The following is an 18,430-nucleotide window of genomic DNA, read 5'->3' as shown; positions in this document are numbered from 1 at the left end:
GATACTGTGGTGAGTCAGTATTGTGGTGAGGGGATTTATCCCCGATGGGGCGCGTAGCGTCCCCGGAAAATAGGACTGCTGCGCAGTCCATCGGGGATAAATCCCCTCACCACAGAAGCTCATTTGCTACAGAAAGGGTATTTACTCCTTGTACGATTCAGCTGCCTTGAACATCGGCTTCAGCGGCACCTTCAAGTAAGGATTCACACAGCCGATCTTCAGCGTCCGTGGCGGCGCCCAGCGGGAGTTGTTGCCCACCCGGTCGAGGATGCAATAGGTCACGTCCAGGCGCAGATCCTCGCCTGCCTCGACAATCACTGATGGCGGCACCCAGACCTGAATCGGCAGCCCGACATCAGCAGGCGTGATCGGCGCCAGATCCATGCGCACGTCGCCCCAGCGCAAAGTGATGGCGTCGCCTTCGGCCATGTTCAGGTAGGGCTCGATAGTCAGTGGTACACCGCGTTTGATCTGGTTCGGATTTACACCCTGGCGGTGAATCGTTTCGGGAATCGTCACGGGTGCCAGCTGCTGGTTTTCGTCACCGCATAGGGCTGAGGGCAGGCCGCCGGGGCAATCGAGCTTGACCTCAACCCGCGTCGCTGCCGATAACGCTGCACCCTGACCGACCTGCATCACCCGGTAGTGGATGCGCGCAGTGCCGCTGGCAATAAAACTCTCCGGCACCCGCAGGCTGACCGACGCGCCGACGTCCTCGATCTTCAGCACACTCGAGGCGACATAGCATTTGTTCCAGAACAGTTCGATCAGGTCGCCGCAGTCCATGTCGGGGTAAGGCGGCACGTTGACCAACAGATGTCCGGCATCGGCCAGATTGATGCCGGTTTTTTGCGCTGGCGCCAGGGTCGGCGCTGCGAGTTCGGGGGTATGCGAAGTGCGGGTCATCGATTTCTCTCCTTGAAGTCTTGCAGCGAAGTCCGTTTCTGGAAGAACAAAAGGCGTGTATCAATCGGCAATAAAGTTGGGAACTTGTGTTCATGTTTAATGCGCGTTGATTTGGATTGGGTAACGCCTGCTGGCGACTAGATAAGAGTGTGAGGAGAGGGGTGTCAATAGACGGTGTTAGTTAATCCGTGAATTACCGGTTAATCAGAAAGTTCCTACAATGCTGAGGCCGTATGCCTAGGCTGTATAGCGAATGAGGCTACGAATCTCGAGGGTTTTTGCTGGTTTTTCCACGAGGTTATTCGCAACCAGTCACTCGTCATGCGATGTCTGTCAGACACGTGTTATCTGTTGCAGAACATATATGGGTACAGCGCGATTGATGTTTATTTGTAGGTGTTTATAAGAAGGGGTGAAGGCAGGGTAAAGATAACTTCCATCCGTGGAAGTTGGAGGTTGGTGCGTTTGAAGTTCTCAGGCGTGATTCAGGAACTTGCTGAGAAATTGTTGGGTGCGTTCTTCTTTCGGGTTGGCGAACAGCGCTTTCGCTTCGCCTTGCTCGACAATCACACCCTTGTCGAAAAACACCACACGGTTGGCCACGTCGCGAGCGAAGCCCATTTCGTGGGTGACGATCACCATGGTGCGTTTCTCCTCGGCGAGGCCGCGGATAGTCGCCAGCACTTCACCCACCAGTTCCGGATCGAGGGCCGAAGTCGGCTCATCGAAGAGGATCACTTCCGGCTCCATCGCCAGCGCACGGGCAATTGCCACGCGCTGTTGCTGACCGCCCGAAAGACGACGCGGATAGGCGTCTTCCTTGCCGGCCAGACCGACCTTGGCCATCAGCTTTTTGCCCAGGGCAATCGCTGCGTCGCGCGGCATTTTCTTGACCACGATCGGGCCTTCGATGACGTTTTCCAGGGCGGTGCGATGGGGGAACAGGTTGAAGTTCTGAAACACGAAGCCCACGTGCTGGCGCAGATTGCGCACCAGGCTTTGCTGCTGGTTCAGCGGGCGGCTGGTATCGATTTCGATATCGCCGACCTTGATCCGGCCGCTGGTGGGTTGCTCCAGGAAGTTAAGGCAGCGCAGGAACGTGGTTTTTCCCGAGCCGCTAGGGCCGATGATCGCGACCACCTCGCCTTCCTTCACTTCAAGATCAATGCCGTTGAGCACCACTTGATTCTTGAATTGCTTGGTCAGTTTTTCCACGACAATCATCGCGTCAGGACTCCTGGTCATGCCGATTGACCCGCTCTTCCAACTTGTTCTGGAAGTGCGAAAGCACCGTGGCCAGAATCCAGTAGATCAGCGCGGCGGCAAGATACATGGTGAAGACTTCGAAGGTCCGTGCGGTAATCAACTGCGCCTGACGGAACAGCTCCGGCACCTGAATGGTGGCGGCCAGTGCCGTGTCCTTGACCAGTGAAATGAAGCTGTTGCCCAGCGGCGGCAACGCCGTGCGCATCGCTTGCGGCAGGATGGCCCGGCGCAGCGTTTGCGCGCGGGTCATGCCGATGCTCGCGGCAGCTTCCCATTGACCGCGCTCGATCGAACCGATCGCGGCACGGAGGATTTCACAGGCGTAGGCGGCCATGTTCAGCGAGAAGCCGATCAGCGCCGCTGGCAGCGGATCGAGTTCCAGACCCAGTTGCGGCAAGCCGTAATAGATCACGAACAGCTGCACCAGCAACGGCGTGCCGCGAAAGAACGACACGTAGATGCGGGCCAGCCAGCTCACCGACTTGAAGCGCGACAGGCGCATCAGTGCCAGGCCGAAGCCCAGCAGCAAGCCGAAGAACATGCCGCCGAGGCTGAGGACTACCGTGTAATACGCGCCCTTGAGCAAAAAGGGCGCGGAGTCCAGTGCGAGTTGGAAAGCTTCTTCCATTATTTAGTGACGTCAGCGTTGAAGTATTTCGTGGACAGCTTCTCGAGGGTGCCGTCGGCACGCAGTTCGTCGAGGGCCTTGTTCACGGCGGCCAGCAGTTCAGGCTCGCCTTTGCGCAGGGCAATACCGGATTCCTGACGGGAGAAGGCTTCACCGGCGGCGACGGTTTTCGGCGCTTTCTTGGCGTACTCAAGTGCGGCCAGGCGATCGATCAGAATGGCGTCGGTGCGGCCGTTGTTCAGGTCAGCGAACTTGGTCGGATCATCATCGTAGGTACGCACGTCGGCACCCGGCACGTTGGCGCGGACCCACTGTTCGTAGTTGGTGCCCAGGCCTACACCGACTTTCTTGCCGGACAGGTCATTGGCGGTTTTGATGTTCAGCGCGGCTTCCTTGCTCTTCAGCACCAGCGCCTGAATCCCGGACACGGTGTACGGCTCGGAGAAGTCATACTTCTTCTTGCGCTCGTCGGAGATGGTCACCTGGTTGACGACGACGTCCAGACGCTTGGATTCCAGCGCAGCGAGGATACCGTCCCACTTGGTCGGCTGAATCTTGGCTTTGACGCCGAGTTTTTGCGCCAGGGCTTCGGAGAGTTCGACTTCGAAGCCGGACAGCTTGCCGTCGGCATCGACGAAGCTGAACGGTGGGTAGGTGCCTTCCAGACCGACGTTGATAACGCCCTTGTCCTTGATCTGTTGCAGCTGCTCACCGGCCACTGCCTGGCCGATCAGGCCCGCGCTCAGTGCCAGGCCCAGCGAACCGACCAGCAGATTGCGACGTAATGCGGAAAAATTCATGACAAGCCCCTGTGTTTTCTTATGGAAGACGCTTAAGGAAAGTGTGCGAATCCGGGAGTTGGACGACAGCGCTATCCTGCCTTAAAGCAGCTTATGCGTCTCTCGCGAAATTCGCCTGCGGCGAGACTATAAGATGCCTTTGTTAGACTTGAAAATACTTAATAGTCTTTCTGTTATTCCAATTTTGAATATGTGTGATCAATTGTGGCGAGGGGATTTATCCCCGATGGGGCGCGAAGCGGCCCTCTCTTCTGACTTGAAGAGCAGGGGACTGCTGCGCAGTCCAACGGGGATAAATCCCCTCACCACAAAAATTCTTGCAGCAGGGAGGATCAGCTTGTCAGTGAATCCTTATAGGCAAACAACGCCGGCGCGCCACCGGTGTGCAGGAAGATGATCGGCCCTTCGTCGAAGCGCTGACGGCCAATCCCGTCCAGCAACCCGGCCATGGCCTTGCCGGTGTACACCGGATCAAGCAGCACCGCGTCCTGACTCGCCAGCAGTTTCACCGCTGCCAGCGTCCCCGCATTCGGCTCGCCATAACGCGGACCAAAATATTCGTCCCACAGTTCGACTTTGAAACTGTCCGGCAGCGCGACGCCGAGCAGGTCCGCTGTGCGTTCGGCGAGGCCCTGAACCTTCGGCCGCTGGTCTTCCTCACTGCGCGACACGGTCACGCCGATCACCGGCAGTTGCGGCAGCGCTTCGCTCAAGGCCAGCGCGAGACCGCTGTGTGTCCCGGCGCTGCCCGAGGCCAGCACCACGGCGGCGAAGTCGAGGCCGGTGTCCTTGATCTGCTCGGCCAGTTCCAGGCCTGCGCGCACGTAACCCAGCGCGCCGAGCGCATTGGAGCCACCGATCGGCACCAGATACGGCTTCTTGCCGTTGCTGCGCAGACGCACGGCGAGGGCCGCCAGTTGCTCATCGGCGTTGTCGAGGTTGTCGACCAGTTCAACCTTGGTATCGAACAGATCCAGCAACAGCCGATTGCCGTTACCGGTGTAATTGCTGTCGTCGGTGCCCAGTGGATTTTCCAGCAGCGCGACGCAGCCCAGACCAAGTTTGGCGGCGAGTGCGGCGGTCTGGCGGACGTGGTTCGATTGCAGCGCGCCGGCGGTGATCAGCGTGTCGGCACCTTGCGCGAGCGCATCGGCGGCGAGGTATTCGAGTTTGCGCAGCTTGTTGCCGCCCATGGCCAGCGGTGTCAGGTCATCGCGTTTGATGTACACGTCACGGCCGAGCCAGGTGGACAGGCGTTCGAGTTTTTCCAGAGGCGTTGGTTGGCCGAGCAGGTCGAGGCGGTTGAAGCGGGCAAGCTGTTGTTTGATCATGAGTCCGTACTGGCGGAGGAAGATGAAAGGACTATAGGCACGCGCTTTTGCAGGGGCAACCGCGAATCGCTTATAGCCAAATGTACTGAGCCCAGCACTATCGGTTCTTAATTCGCCCTCGCAGGCATGCCGTAAAGTGGTCGCCGTTGACGCGGCCAGACAGTCCGGCCGCCCGTGAGGAGTCTTTACCGTGAGCGAACGTTCCAGCCATTGGCAATTGCAGACCATCGTCAGCCAACTGCGCAGCGCGCGGGATCAGTGGCGTGCACAAAATGGCCGGGCTTCCGGCGAGCAGGGTGGCCGCGAGTTGCCCTCGCGGGCGGCGATGGCGGAGATTCTCGAAGCGCTGTGCGGTGCGTTGTTTCCGATGCGCCTGGGGCCGGTGGATCTGCGCGAAGAGAGTGAAGACTTCTACGTCGGCCACACCCTCGATGTCGCATTGAATGCGTTGCTGGCGCAGACTCGGCTGGAGTTGCGTTACGTCGCCCGGCACAGCGCCCAGGCCGACACCGAAGTCGAGGCCCGCGCGATCCAGATCGTGCAGGATTTTGCCCTGGCCCTGCCGGGGTTGCGCACGTTGCTCGATACCGACGTGCTGGCGGCCTATCACGGTGATCCGGCGGCGCGCAGTGTCGATGAAGTGTTGCTCTGCTATCCGGGAATTCTGGCGGTGATTCACCATCGTCTGGCGCACCACTTGTACCGCGCGGGGCTGCCGTTGCTGGCGCGGATCAGCGCGGAAATTGCGCACTCGGCCACCGGCATCGATATCCATCCGGGCGCGCAGATCGGCCGTAGTTTCTTTATCGATCACGGTACGGGTGTGGTGATTGGCGAAACCGCGATCATTGGCGAGCGGGTGCGGATTTATCAGGCCGTGACCTTGGGTGCCAAGCGCTTCCCGGCGGATGAAGACGGGCAGTTGCAGAAGGGCCATCCGCGCCATCCGATCGTTGAGGATGATGTGGTGATTTACGCCGGGGCGACAATTCTCGGGCGGATCACCATTGGCAAGGGATCGACCATTGGCGGCAATGTGTGGCTGACACGCAGTGTGCCGGCGGGGTGCAACCTGACCCAGGCTAACCTGCAGCATGATGACGGGACGCAGAAGTAATCTCTGAAATTGCTTTTGCGGCGTCTGGCCTCTTCGCGAGCAGGCTCACTCCTACAGGGGAATGCATTTCAAATGTAGGAGTGAGCCTGCTCGCGATAGGTTTCCGGGCCGCATCGAGATAATGGCAATCCGCCAATTCTGCAGTGAACGAATCGCCTCAAATCCACGTCATACCCCTCCTTGAGCTAGCGTTGGATAACTACCGCCCAGCCCTGCGATTAGTCCTTGGCGCCCTATCCATGTTTAACTTGAACGTTCATTCAAGTTAAACCGGTGGTTCGCTGCCCGCTCACAACAGGAGGCTTGCCTTTGCTGAGTCCGATCATTTCAGCCACGTTTCAAACCCTCGAGGTGCACGTTTCATGAGTGCATCGTCTACCCCCGCCAGCGGTCTGGTGCGCATGAATCCGCCGGTGTTCTACTTCGCCGCGACGGTCATTCTGCTGTTTGGTCTCGTTGTCATTGCCCTGCCGGAGCAGGCCGGAGCCTGGTTGCTGGAAGCGCAAAACTGGGCGGCCAACACGGTCGGCTGGTACTACATGCTCGCGATGACGCTGTATCTGGTCTTCGTGGTGGTCACCGCGTTATCCGGCTACGGCAAGATAAAACTCGGTGCCGACCACGACGAACCCGAATTCAGTTACCTGTCCTGGGCCGGCATGCTGTTCGCCGCCGGGATCAGCATCACGCTGTTTTTCTTCTGCGTATCCGAACCGCTGACCCACATGCTCCAGCCGCCACAAGGCGAGGCGGGCACGGCAGACGCGGCGCGTCAGGCGATGCAGATTCTGTTTCTGCACTGGGGCCTGCACGGCTGGGGCGTTTTTGCCTTCGTCGGCATGGCGCTCGCCTACTTCGCTTACCGGCACAACCTGCCGCTGGCCCTGCGTTCGGCGCTGTATCCGCTGATCGGCAAGCGCATCAACGGCCCCATCGGCTACGCGGTGGACGGCTTCGGCATCATCGCCACGGTGTTCGGTCTCGGTGCCGACATGGGCTTCGGTGTGTTGCACCTCAACTCGGGACTCGACTACCTGTTCGGCATCGCTCACACCCAGTGGATTCAGGTCGGCCTGATCACCCTGATGATGGGCGCGGCGATCATCGTTGCCGTCTCTGGTGTCGATAAAGGTGTGCGGGTGATGTCGGACATCAACATGCTGCTGGCCTGCGCGCTGCTGCTGTTCGTGTTGTTTGCCGGCCCCACGCAGCACCTGCTCAACACCTTGATCCAGAACCTTGGCGACTACCTCGGCGCTTTGCCGATGAAGAGTTTCGACCTCTACGCCTACGACAAACCAAGCGACTGGCTCGGTGGCTGGACCGTGTTCTATTGGGCCTGGTGGATCGCGTGGTCGCCGTTCGTGGGCCTGTTCATCGCACGGATTTCCCGTGGCCGGACCATCCGTGAATTCGTTTTCGGCGTGCTATTGATCCCGCTCGGTTTTACCCTGGCGTGGATGTCGATCTTCGGCAACAGCGCGTTGGATCAAGTGCTTAATCACGGCATGAGCGCGCTAGGGATGTCGGCCATCGACAATCCGTCGATGAGCATTTATCTGCTGCTGGAAACCTATCCGTGGAGCAAAACCGTCATCGCCGTGACGGTGTTCATCAGCTTCGTGTTCTTCGTCACCTCGGCCGACTCCGGCACTGTCGTGCTCTCGACCCTGTCGGCCAAGGGCGGCAACCCGGACGAAGACGGGCCGAAATGGCTGCGGGTGTTCTGGGGGGCGATGACCGCGCTGATCACCAGTGCGCTGCTGTTCTCCGGCAGCATCGACGCGCTGAAATCCGCGGTGGTGCTGACCTCGCTGCCGTTCTCGCTGATTCTGCTGTTGATGATGTGGGGCCTGCACAAGGCGTTCTATCTGGAGTCGCAGAAGCAGATCGCGCAACTGCATTCGCTGGCGCCGGTCTCCGGTTCGCGGCGTGGTACGGGTGGCTGGAGACAGCGTCTGAGTCAGGCCGTGCACTTCCCGTCGCGCGACGAGGTGTACCGTTTCATGGACACCACGGTGCGTCCGGCGATTGAAGAAGTGACGGCAGTGTTCGTCGAGAAAGGCCTGAACGTCGTCACGCAGCCGGATCCGGCGAATGACAGCGTCAGCCTTGAAATCGGCCATGGTGATGCGCACCCGTTCATCTATCAGGTGCAGATGCGCGGCTACTTCACGCCATCGTTCGCTCGTGGCGGGATGGGCTCCAAGCAACTCAACAACCGCCGCTATTACCGCGCCGAAGTGCACTTGAGCGAGGGCAGTCAGGACTACGATCTGGTCGGCTACACCAAGGAACAGATCATCAACGACATCCTCGACCAGTACGAGCGGCACATGCAGTTCCTGCATCTGGTACGTTGATCTACGGCTGGGCGCCGGGACGTTTACGACTCGGCGCTCAGCACCATGAACAACACCATCGCCGCCAGCGGCACGCCGAACACCGCACTGCCAATCGCTATTTCCGACCCCAGCGACTGGCCCGCGTGCACCACACCTACCGCGCCATTAATTACCGTCAACGCCAGCCACAGCGCAGCGAAGCCGTAGGCCATGGTCTGCCGGCTGAAGCCGATGCGCTCGCCGATGTAGAGCATCAGGGCGAGCAGGACCAGGCCGAAGAAAATGATGATTGCGGTGTGCATGGCGGGTTCTGCCTGGTGATTGTGTGTTGCCTGAAAGACCGAAATCGCGAGCAGGCTCACTCCTACAGTGGATCGCGGCTGCCCACAATCCCGCGGCCAACCCGATTCCTTGTAGGAGTGAGCCTGCTCGCGATAAGGCCAACTCGGTGTCCTTTAGAGCATAGCCAATCCAGCCCCGCCACAGCACGTCGGGCTTCTCTATTGGACACATTTTGAGACTTCTACAGAATGTTTGGCCAGAAACGTGTTTTGCTTGCTGGCCCACGCCTGCCGTTGATCTGTCTCATAACCGGGCGCTTTTTCCCTGAGTTAGTATTTATCAAAGTGTGTATCGTGTGTATCGAGGCCCCCTGAGTCCCCTAGAGTAAGCAGCTCTAGCTGTGGAACAAGGCAAAGGAAATGCGTAGTCGGGAAATGATCAGGATGATCGAGGAAGATGGTTGGTATCTGGTCGCTGTGAAAGGCAGTCATCACCAATACAAACATCTGGAGAGGCCAGGGAGGGTGACGATCAAGCATCCGGATTCAGACCTTCCCAAGGGGACGATCAATAGCATTTTGAAACAGGCGGGTTTGAAATGAAGTCCGTCATTGGAAACGAAAGTCCTTTTATGGACATGTCAGAGGAAGGATTCACTTACATGAAATTCCCGGTCGTTCTGCACAAGGATGCCGACTCAGACTACGGAGTGACCGTCCCGGATGTACCGGGCTGCTTCTCCGCAGGCACAACGGTAGCCGAAGCTTTTGACAACACTCAGGAGGCATTGGCCTTGCACTATGAGGGATTGGTCGCTGATGGCGCACCGTTGCCTCGGGTTCAGGACATTGATGCTCATCTCGAGAACCCGGATTACGCCGGTGGTATCTGGGGCGTTGTCGACTTTGATATCACTTCATATTTCGGCAAGTCGGTGCGTTTTAACGCCACACTGCCTGAACAACTGCTGGAACGTATTGATCAGACTGTTCGACGTGATCAGCGCTACAGCTCTCGCTCCGGGTTTCTGGCTGCCGCAGCCTTGCGTGAGCTGTCGGCATGAGACAGGTTTACAGCGTTTTTCGAGTCAGGTGCTTTCGCGCTCGATGACTTGGCAGTGCAGCAGATTGAGTCGTTGCACCTCATCAGTCGGCAACACCCCCAGGCTTTCCAGCACGCGTGTCGCGGCGAGTACGCCGATCTCCAGCGCCGGGGGTTTGATGGTGCTGAGACTTGGCAATAGCATCTCGGCGAAGGGGTAATCGCCGAAGCCGAGTACGGCGCAGTCTTCGGGGATTCTGATGCCAGCGCGTTGCCCGGCGAGCAGACCGCCGGCAGCGAGGTTGTCGTTGGCGAAGATGATCGCGTCGGGGCGTGGTGAGGCGTTCATCAGCGCCTCCATCGCTTGCTTGCCGGCCTCGAACGGCGCGCGGTCGGCGTCCGGGGCGAAGACCCAGGGTTCCAGGCCGCAGTCGCGCACGGTGTCGGCGTAACCATCGCGGCGCTCCAGCGCACTGAGGTCTCCCGGGGCACTATTCTGGACGAAAGCGATGCGCCGGTAGCCTTTTTCCAGCAGATGCTTTGCCGCTGTCACGCCCACTTCGTGGTGGGAAAAACCGATCTGCATCGGCCCGCGATCCGGCTGGTAATCCCACGTCTCTATCACCGGAACATCAGCCTCGGCGATCATTTTTTCCGTGCCTGCACTGTGAAAGTGACTGGTCAGCACCAGTGCTGCCGGCGACCAGCCGAGAAACGCGCGCACCGCGTTTTCTTCCTGCTCGGCGCTGAAATAACTCGACGCGAGCAATAGCTGATAGCCATGACGACTGAGCGTATCGCTGAAGCCTTGAATGGTATTGGCGAAGATCGGCCCGGAGATGTTCGGGATGACCATGCCGACGATTTTTCCCCGCGCCGAGGCTAGTCCGCCGGCCACCAGATTGGGCACATAACCCAGTTCTGCAACCACTGCCGCAATGCGCTCACGGCGTTCGGGCGAGACCTGCTCCGGCTGATTGAAATAACGCGAGACGGTAATCGCCGAAACGCCAGCCTCACGGGCCACCGCATTGAGGGTTACACGTCCGGCGCCGCGGCGTTTGCGGGGCTTTTCCTGGCTCAAGGTTTGATCCTTCTTAAAAACCAAAAGACATATAAAAGTAATTTTTCAGTATTGGACGCTCTATCGCCGAGTTGCCAATACTGGTGATGTTAGCGCTAACAAAGCGCATTGTCTGCTACTCGCTCGAGCGAATGCCCAAGACACCGATTCAGGCGCTGTCGTCGTAGAACGGCAGCGGTTCAGGGCTAATTTCGAGCGGGCACAACATGCATAAGATTCCTGGGGCGACACACAAGCTGGCGCAATCGGTTCGCGCGGCGGGCTGGTTATTGACGGGGTTGGCGACGCTGCCGCTGCCCAACGTATTTGCCGCTGACAGTACTGATCAGGAGCCGACTCTCAAGTCGGTGACCGTCACCGCTACACGCCGCGAAGAGTCGCTGCAAAAGGTGCCGGTGGCGGTGTCAGTGATCGACGGCGAACAACTGGAACGCGATAACCGCAACGGTGTGGCGAGCATCGTTCAGCAAGTGCCATCGTTGAATTTCCGTACCGGCGCATCGAACAAGGACACCTCATTGTTCGTCCGTGGCGTCGGCACGATTTCCACTTCACCCGGCGTCGAGCCGACGGTGGCGACGGTGATTGATGGGGTGGTTTATGCGCGTCCCGGTCAGTCGACCCTCGACCTCCTGGACCTTGAGCGCGTCGAAGTGCTGCGCGGCCCGCAAGGCACGCTGTTCGGCAAGAACGCCTCGGCCGGGGTGCTCAACATCACCAGCAAGGCGCCGACCGCCGAGACCCACGGTTACATCGATCAGTCGTACTACAGCGGCAACGAAAGCCGCACGCGTTTCGGTATTGGCGGCAGCCTGATTCCGGACACGCTCAAGGGCTCGATCAGCACCTTGTTCGGTACTTACGACGGCAATGTCGACAACCAACACAACGGCCAGGAGGTCAACGGCTACAACCATCGCGGGGTGAGGGGCAGACTTGAATTCACCCCGAACGATGACGTCACCTTCACCCTGATTGCCGACTACATGCAGTCCCACGACGACGGCCCCAATGGCGTTGTCAGCAAATCCCTGACCCCGGCGTTCGCCAATGCGCTGAGCCCGGTCAATGCGACCAGCCACAACCGCGACATCAACACCGACACCCGCACTCACGTCGAGGACACCAACAAAGGTTTGTCCGGCCAGCTCGACTGGCAACTGGGCGATTACACCTTGACCTCGATCACTGCCTGGCGTGGCTGGGACAATACCCAATATCAGGATGGCGACCGACTCGGCACGGTGACGGCGGCGTTTCCCGGCACGGCGGACAAGGGTGATCTGGCCTTCGATCAATACTCGCAGGAGCTGCGCCTGGCCTCGCCGAAAGGTCAGTTCCTCGAATATGTCGGTGGCCTGTTCTACATGCACGGCAAGGATGAAGAGACTTATCAGCGCACGCTGACCACGACCACCAGCGTCAACCGTGGCGTGGCTGATTACAGCACGACCAGCGACAGCTACGCAGCGTTCGGCGAGGCCACACTGAATTTCACTCCGGACTTTCGTGGCATCGCCGGTCTGCGCTACACCCACGATGAGCTGGAATACGATCACCGGCGTGTTTCCACCTCGGCGACCACGGTCAGCGGCATTCAACCGGCTACCCGCAGTTCCGGTTCGGTCGATGAGGACGGCTGGTCCGGCCGGCTCGGCGTGCAGTACGACTTGAGCGAGGCGATCACAACGTATCTGACTTACTCGCGAGGCTACAAAGGCCCGGCCTACAACGTGTTCTTCAACATGCAGCCACGTGACACCGAAGCGCTGAAACCGGAAACCTCCAACACCTGGGAGGCGGGCATCAAGGCGACGAGCTGGAACAATCGCCTGACCACCAACCTCGCGGTGTTTCACAGCGAGTACGACAACTATCAGGCCAACTTTTTCGACACGGTGGCCGGCCAAGTGGTAACTCGCCTGATCAACGCCGGTAGCGTCAGTACCGAAGGCGTCGAGCTCGATTACGCCTTGCAGGCGACTCAGCAATTGAAACTCTCCGGCGCGCTGGCCTACACCCGTGCGCGCATCGACGAGTTCGCCTGCCCGGCGGGCGCAGCGGCGTCGTGCAACGTCAACGGCAAGCCGCTGCCGTTCAGCCCGGACTGGAAAAGCTACGTGCGCGCCGACTACACCATCCCGCTGGATAACGGCCTGGATATCGAACTGGGCACCGATTACAGCTGGCAAAGCGAAGTGCAGTACGACATCAGCCAGAACACCGATACCAAGCAGGGGGCCTACGGCCTGTGGAACGCCAGCGTCGCGCTCGCTGATTACAGCAACGGCTGGCGCGTGGCGCTGCTGGGCAAGAACCTCACCGACAAGTCGTATTCGCCGTTACTGGCCAGCGGTGGCAATTACATCTACCGCGCCGTGCCACGCGATGACGAGCGCTACTTCGGCGTGCAACTGCGCAAGGACTTCTGAGATGAGCAGACAGATCAAACTCGGTGCATTCCTCATGGCCACCGGGCACCACGTGGCTGCGTGGCGTCATCCCGATGTGCCGGCCAATGCCGGTCTGGATTTCGCCCATTACAAAAGGCTGGCGCAGATTGCCGAGGCGGCGAAATTCGATGCGTTGTTTGTTGCCGACAGCGTCGCCGCGCCAACCCAGGACATCGCCAGTCGCATGGCGCGCTCGGATCATTTTGAGCCACTGACTTTACTTTCGGCATTGAGCGCGGTGACCGAGCACATCGGCCTGATCGCCACGGCAACCACCAGTTACAACGAGCCATACCATGTGGCGCGCAAATTCGCTTCGCTCGACCACCTCTCGGGTGGGCGAGCGGGGTGGAATCTGGTGACGTCGGACAATGCTGCCGAGGCGCTGAATTTCGGGCGTGACGAACATATCGGCCATGCCGAACGCTACAGCCGTGCCCGTGAATTTCATCAGGTGGTTACAGGGCTCTGGGACAGTTGGGAGGACGATGCCTTTCACCGTGACAAGGCCAGCGGTGCGTATTACGACCCGGAAAAACTCCATGTGCTGGATCACGTTGGCGAGCACTTTCGGGTCAAAGGCCCACTGAACGTCGCGCGCTCACCCCAGGGGCAACCGGTGATTGTGCAGGCCGGCTCCTCCGAAACCGGGCGTGAGCTGGCTGCGCAGACCGCAGAAGTGGTGTTCACCGCGCAGACTTCGTTGGCCAATGCTCAGGCGTTTTATGCCGACCTTAAAGAACGTCTGCCCAAGTACGGTCGCAGTGCCGATTCACTGAAAATCATGCCCGGCGTTTTCGTCGTGGTCGGGCAGACGGAAGCCGAAGCGCAGGAAAAATGTGAAACGTTTCAGCAATTGGTCGAACCGGAGGTTGGCGTCGCCTTGCTTGGGCGTATGCTGGGCAACTTCGACTTGTCGAAGTACCCGCTGGATGGGCCGTTGCCCGAGTTGCCGCTGACTGACAGCGGTCAGCAGAGTCGGCAGAAGTTGCTGACGGAACTGGCGGGGCGGGAAAACCTCACGCTGGCTGAACTGGGCCGCAAGATTGCCGGTGGTCGTGGGCATTACAGTCTGGTCGGCACGCCGGTACAGATTGCCGACCGCTTGCAGGAGTGGTTCGAACACGGCGCGGCGGACGGCTTCAACGTGTTGGTACCGCATCTGCCGGGCGGGCTCGAGGACTTCGCCAATAGCGTGGTGCCGGAACTGCAGCGGCGTGGACTGTTCAGAACCGAGTATGAGGGCCGGACATTGCGCGAGAACCTGGGCCTTGCCCGACCCGGCAACAGATTTGCGTGATTGATAGAGCTGTTGTGGTGAGGGGATAAATCCCCTCACCACAAAAGTGTTCGACTTCAGATGACCAAAAGACAGACAAGAGAGGATTCGATGACTTACACCGCTGCCGAAAACCGCTATGACTCCATCCCTTACCGCCGCGTCGGACGCAGTGGTCTGGTGTTGCCGGCGCTGTCGCTGGGCCTGTGGCACAACTTTGGCGACAGCACGCCGATCGATACCCAGCGCGCCTTGCTGCGTACCGCGTTCGACCTGGGCATCAACCACTTCGATCTGGCCAACAACTATGGCCCGCCGTATGGCAGTGCCGAAATCAATTTCGGTCGCCTGCTGCGCGAAGATTTCAAGCAGTACCGCGATGAACTGATCATCTCCAGCAAGGCCGGTTGGGACATGTGGCCGGGCCCGTACGGCCAGGGCGGTGGCTCGCGCAAATACGTGCTGGCCAGCCTCGACCAGAGCCTCCAGCGCCTCGGTCTGGACTATGTGGATATCTTTTATTCGCACCGCTTCGACCCGGATACCCCGCTGGAAGAAACCGCCAGCGCCCTTGCTACTGCGGTGCAGCAGGGCAAGGCGCTGTACATCGGCATTTCCTCGTATTCCGGGGTGAAAACCCGTGAGATGGCGGCATTGCTCAAAGAGTGGAAAGTGCCGCTGCTGATCCATCAACCGGCCTACAACCTGCTCAACCGCTGGGTGGAAAAAGACCTGCTCGACACCACCGATGAACTCGGTACGGGCGTGATCGCGTTCACCCCGCTGGCGCAAGGTCTGCTGACCGACAAATACCTCAATGGCGTACCGGAAGATGCGCGGGTCAATCGCCCGGGCGGCGGATCGTTGCAGGCTTCGCACTTGTCCGAGGCGAACATCGCACACGTTCGTGCCTTGAATGAAATCGCCAAACGTCGCGGCCAGAGCCTGGCGCAACTGGCGCTGGCGTGGACGCTGCGTGATCCACGGGTGACCTCGGCACTGATCGGTGCGAGCCGGCCGGAGCAGATTATCGAGAACGTCGGGGCGTTGAAGAATCTGAGCTTCAGTGCTGAAGAATTGGCGGAGATTGACCGGTTTGCCCAAGAGGGCGGGATCAATCTGTGGGAGAAGCCTTCGACGGCGGAATAAGTAACTGGCGCCTAATTAGTAGGCGCCTGTCCCTCAGCATTCGCGAGCAGGCTCGCTCCCACATTGAAATGCGCATTCCTGTGGGAGCGAGCCTGCTCGCGAAAGGGCCGGTGGATACAATGAAAACCTGGGCACTTAGCGGAAGAAAGGCACATCCCCCAACACCGTCGCCCGCTGCATCACCCGCCGCGCCGGGCGGTAATCGTCCACCGCGTAATGCTGCGTCACGCGGTTGTCCCAGAACGCAATATCGTCCTTCTGCCAGCGCCAGCGAATGGTGAATTCCGGGCGCGTCGCGTGGGCAAACAAGAACTTCAGAATCGCCTCGCTCTCGGTTTCCGACAGCTCATTGATCTTCGACGTGAAGCCTTCGTTAACGAACAACGAACGCCGTCCACTCACCGGATGAGTCCGAATAACCGGATGCGACAACGGTGGATTCTTGCGCCGCGCTTCTTCCCACTGCGCCAATGCTTCAGGCGTATTGCCGTAGCGTTCCAGCGGAAACGAGCGGGTGAAATCGTGAGTCGCGGTCAGCCCTTCGAGCAAGCCTTTCATCGGCAGCGACAGTGCTTCGTACGCCGCAATCCCGCTGGCCCACAGCGTGTCGCCACCAAACTCCGGCAGCAACTTGGCGCTGAGCACCGCGCCCATTGCCGGCGTCGGCAGGAACGTTACGTCGGTGTGCCAGATCGCGTTGTCGCGTACGTCGGTGACGGCGGTGTCGAGAATCAAGACTTCGGGCTGCTCCGGCACGTTCGGGTAGATCGGGTGAATATGCAGGTCGCCGAAATACGCGGCGAAACGCGCCTGTTGCGGCGGCTCGATCGGTTGGTTGCGGAAGAACAGCACCTGGTATTTGAGCAGCGCCTGCTCGATGGCGTCGCGGTGTTCCAGGCTCAACGGCTGGCTGATGTCGACGCCGCTGATCTGTGCGCCGAGGGCCGAGCTTAAAGGGGTGATGTTCAGGCTGCTCATGGTCTTTCTCTTCAATTCCAGATAACCACCGTGTAGGAGCTGCCGCAGGCTGCGATCTTTTGATGTGTTCTTTTAAAAAGCGGATCAAAAGATCGCAGCCTGCGGCAGTTCCTACAGAGGGGATTAAAAAAATGCTTTAGTGGGCCTGGCCGTGCCACGGCACCAGTTTGCGTTGCAGGGCGCGCAGGCCCATTTCCATGGCGAAGGCGATCAGGGCGATGACCAGAATCCCCAGTACCACCACATCGGTGACCAGGAACTGCGCGGCCGATTGCACCATGAAGCCCAGGCCGCTGGTGGCCGCGATCAGTTCAGCCGCGACCAGCGTCGACCAGCCAACACCCAGACCAATACGCACACCGGTGAGAATGTCCGGCAACGCACTCGGCAAAATCACATGGCGAATCAACTGTGCGCGGGTGGCGCCCAGCGACTGCGCCGCGCGCAATTTCGCTGGATCAACCGTGCGCACGCCGGTCGCCGTGGCGATGGCGATCGGCGCGAAAATCGCCAGATAGATCAGCAGCACTTTCGACAATTCGCCGATGCCGCACCAGATCACGATCAGCGGCAAATAAGCCAGCGGTGGAATCGGTCGGTAGAACTCGATCAGCGGATCCAGCACGCCACGGGCGATGCGGTTGGCGCCGATGGCGATGCCCACTGGCACAGCGGTCAGAATTGCGAAGCCAAGACCCAGACCGATGCGACTGAGGCTCGCGCCCAAATGCTGCCACAAGGTCGAATCCATGTAGCCGCTGGTGGCCAGCAACCAGCCTTTTTGCAGCACGGCCGAAGGCGGCGGCAGGAACAGTGGTTCGATCAACCCAGTGGCGGTGACCGCCCACCAGATCACCAGCAAGGCGAACAAGGTCAGCAGGCTGATCCAGCGCGTGCCGAGACTGCGGCGTACCGGGATCGCTACCGATGGGGTTTTTACGGCCGGGGCGGAAACGTCGTAACTGCTCATGCGCGCTCCTGCCGTTGAACGGCACTGCGTTGCGAGAACACTTTGTTCAGCACGTGTTCGCGGGTTTCGATAAAACGCGGGTCGGATTTGATCGCCCGTGCCGATTCGCCGGCGGCGTAACGCTGGCCGAAATCCAGATGCAGGCGCTCAACAATCTGCCCCGGATTCGGCGCCAGCAGAATCAGGTCAGTGGCGAGGAACACCGCTTCTTCAATGTCATGGGTAATCAGGAAAACCGGCTTGGCGGTGCGTTGCCAGATTTGCAGCAACAGCTCTTGCATCTGTTCGCGGGTGAACGCGTCGAGGGCGCCGAAAGGCTCATCCATCAGCAACACGCGCGGGTCGGCGGCGAGGGCGCGGGCGAGGCCGACGCGTTGTTTCTGGCCACCTGAGAGCTGCCAGATACGGCGGTTTTCGAAACCGGAAAGATCGACCAGTGCGAGCATTTCCCGGGCGATTTTTTCACGTTTGTCCTTGGCGACACCGGCCAGTTCCAGACCGAAAGCGACGTTGGCCAACACGTCCTGCCAGGGCAGCAGGGCATCGTCCTGGAACACCACGCCGCGTTCGGCGCTCGGGCCTTTGACCGGCACACCGTCGAGGGTAATGCGCCCGGCGCTGGGTTCGACGAAACCGGCAATCAGGTTCAACAGCGAAGTCTTGCCACTGCCGGACGGGCCGAGGGCAACCAGCAATTGCTGGGGCCCCAGGGTCATAGAAATGTCCGTCAGCACCGGCTCCGGGCTGCCCGGGTACTGTGCGCTGATGCGCTCCAGCTGTAGCAAAGCCATCGCGGTTAAC

General features: G+C 59.7%; 17 protein-coding genes. 7 read left to right on the top strand and 10 right to left on the bottom strand.

What is annotated here, in order from left to right; genetic code table 11:
• Window positions 1-141 precede the first annotated feature (141 nt).
• From JFT86_RS05245 to JFT86_RS05225, 5 genes are all read right to left on the bottom strand, one after another.
• A complete protein-coding gene (locus JFT86_RS05245; RefSeq protein ID WP_201235996.1) occupies window positions 142-906 on the bottom strand; it encodes a hypothetical protein in 765 nt (254 codons plus the stop codon).
• A 474-nt stretch (window positions 907-1,380) separates the two neighbouring features.
• A complete protein-coding gene (tcyN, locus tag JFT86_RS05240; protein ID WP_201238557.1) occupies window positions 1,381-2,130 on the bottom strand; it encodes an L-cystine ABC transporter ATP-binding protein TcyN in 750 nt (249 codons plus the stop codon).
• A gap of 4 nt (window positions 2,131-2,134) precedes the next feature.
• Window positions 2,135-2,800 (bottom strand): cystine ABC transporter permease, encoded by a 666-nt coding sequence (tcyL, locus tag JFT86_RS05235; protein WP_007918741.1) that lies wholly within the window; start codon window positions 2,798-2,800, stop codon window positions 2,135-2,137.
• Window positions 2,800-3,600, bottom strand: a complete 801-nt coding sequence (gene tcyJ / locus JFT86_RS05230; protein WP_201235995.1) for a cystine ABC transporter substrate-binding protein — start codon at window positions 3,598-3,600, stop codon at window positions 2,800-2,802. The genes tcyL and tcyJ overlap by 1 nt, the downstream gene beginning before the upstream one ends.
• 332 nt (window positions 3,601-3,932) lie before the next feature.
• Window positions 3,933-4,931 (bottom strand): D-cysteine desulfhydrase, encoded by a 999-nt coding sequence (locus JFT86_RS05225; RefSeq protein WP_201235994.1) that lies wholly within the window; start codon window positions 4,929-4,931, stop codon window positions 3,933-3,935.
• A 190-nt stretch (window positions 4,932-5,121) separates the two neighbouring features.
• Between JFT86_RS05225 and epsC the strand changes: the two genes are divergently transcribed.
• On the top strand, window positions 5,122-6,048 hold the full coding sequence (gene epsC / locus JFT86_RS05220) for a serine O-acetyltransferase EpsC (protein WP_016983653.1): 927 nt from the start codon (window positions 5,122-5,124) through the stop codon (window positions 6,046-6,048).
• A gap of 401 nt (window positions 6,049-6,449) precedes the next feature.
• The gene (gene betT / locus JFT86_RS05215; protein WP_201238556.1) at window positions 6,450-8,411 is read left to right on the top strand and encodes a choline transporter BetT; all 1,962 of its coding nucleotides are present in this window, start codon (window positions 6,450-6,452) and stop codon (window positions 8,409-8,411) included.
• Between the two features lie 23 nt (window positions 8,412-8,434).
• On the opposite strand, the gene JFT86_RS05210 is transcribed toward betT, so the two are convergent.
• Window positions 8,435-8,695, bottom strand: coding sequence for a hypothetical protein (locus tag JFT86_RS05210; protein ID WP_166221369.1), 261 nt, complete (start codon window positions 8,693-8,695; stop codon window positions 8,435-8,437).
• A 399-nt stretch (window positions 8,696-9,094) separates the two neighbouring features.
• Between JFT86_RS05210 and JFT86_RS05205 the strand changes: the two genes are divergently transcribed.
• On the top strand, window positions 9,095-9,277 hold the full coding sequence (locus JFT86_RS05205; protein ID WP_201235993.1) for a type II toxin-antitoxin system HicA family toxin: 183 nt from the start codon (window positions 9,095-9,097) through the stop codon (window positions 9,275-9,277).
• Between the two features lie 59 nt (window positions 9,278-9,336).
• Complete coding sequence (locus tag JFT86_RS05200) at window positions 9,337-9,738, top strand: type II toxin-antitoxin system HicB family antitoxin (protein WP_201238555.1); 402 nt, start codon at window positions 9,337-9,339, stop codon at window positions 9,736-9,738.
• Window positions 9,739-9,762: 24 nt separating this feature from the next.
• Here JFT86_RS05200 and JFT86_RS05195 read toward each other — a convergent pair whose 3' ends face one another.
• Window positions 9,763-10,800 (bottom strand): LacI family DNA-binding transcriptional regulator, encoded by a 1,038-nt coding sequence (locus JFT86_RS05195; RefSeq protein ID WP_201235992.1) that lies wholly within the window; start codon window positions 10,798-10,800, stop codon window positions 9,763-9,765.
• A gap of 206 nt (window positions 10,801-11,006) precedes the next feature.
• Here JFT86_RS05195 and JFT86_RS05190 point away from each other — a divergent pair, with 206 nt between their 5' ends.
• The 3 genes from JFT86_RS05190 to mgrA all read left to right on the top strand — a co-directional run bounded on the left by JFT86_RS05190 (window position 11,007) and on the right by mgrA (window position 15,681).
• Complete coding sequence (locus JFT86_RS05190) at window positions 11,007-13,232, top strand: TonB-dependent receptor (RefSeq protein WP_201235991.1); 2,226 nt, start codon at window positions 11,007-11,009, stop codon at window positions 13,230-13,232.
• Window position 13,233: 1 nt separating this feature from the next.
• The gene (locus tag JFT86_RS05185) at window positions 13,234-14,553 is read left to right on the top strand and encodes an LLM class flavin-dependent oxidoreductase (RefSeq protein WP_201235990.1); all 1,320 of its coding nucleotides are present in this window, start codon (window positions 13,234-13,236) and stop codon (window positions 14,551-14,553) included.
• A gap of 90 nt (window positions 14,554-14,643) precedes the next feature.
• Window positions 14,644-15,681, top strand: coding sequence for an L-glyceraldehyde 3-phosphate reductase (gene mgrA / locus JFT86_RS05180; RefSeq protein ID WP_201235989.1), 1,038 nt, complete (start codon window positions 14,644-14,646; stop codon window positions 15,679-15,681).
• Between the two features lie 135 nt (window positions 15,682-15,816).
• Here mgrA and tauD read toward each other — a convergent pair whose 3' ends face one another.
• The 3 genes from tauD to tauB all read right to left on the bottom strand — a co-directional run bounded on the left by tauD (window position 15,817) and on the right by tauB (window position 18,420).
• Window positions 15,817-16,659: a taurine dioxygenase gene (gene tauD, locus JFT86_RS05175; protein WP_201235988.1), complete on the bottom strand. Its 843-nt coding sequence runs from the start codon at window positions 16,657-16,659 to the stop codon at window positions 15,817-15,819.
• 136 nt (window positions 16,660-16,795) lie between these two features.
• On the bottom strand, window positions 16,796-17,629 hold the full coding sequence (gene tauC, locus JFT86_RS05170) for a taurine ABC transporter permease TauC (RefSeq protein ID WP_201235987.1): 834 nt from the start codon (window positions 17,627-17,629) through the stop codon (window positions 16,796-16,798).
• Window positions 17,626-18,420 carry a taurine ABC transporter ATP-binding subunit gene (gene tauB, locus JFT86_RS05165; RefSeq protein WP_201235986.1) on the bottom strand — a complete coding sequence of 265 codons (795 nt, stop codon included), beginning with the start codon at window positions 18,418-18,420 and terminating at the stop codon, window positions 17,626-17,628. Before tauB ends, tauC begins: the two co-directional genes overlap by 4 nt.
• Between the last annotated feature and the right edge of the window lie 10 nt (window positions 18,421-18,430).

This window comes from Pseudomonas sp. TH06, from assembly GCF_016651305.1.
Taxonomy (GTDB): Bacteria; Pseudomonadota; Gammaproteobacteria; order Pseudomonadales; family Pseudomonadaceae; genus Aquipseudomonas.
This window is presented reverse-complemented; position numbering and strand designations above follow the sequence as displayed.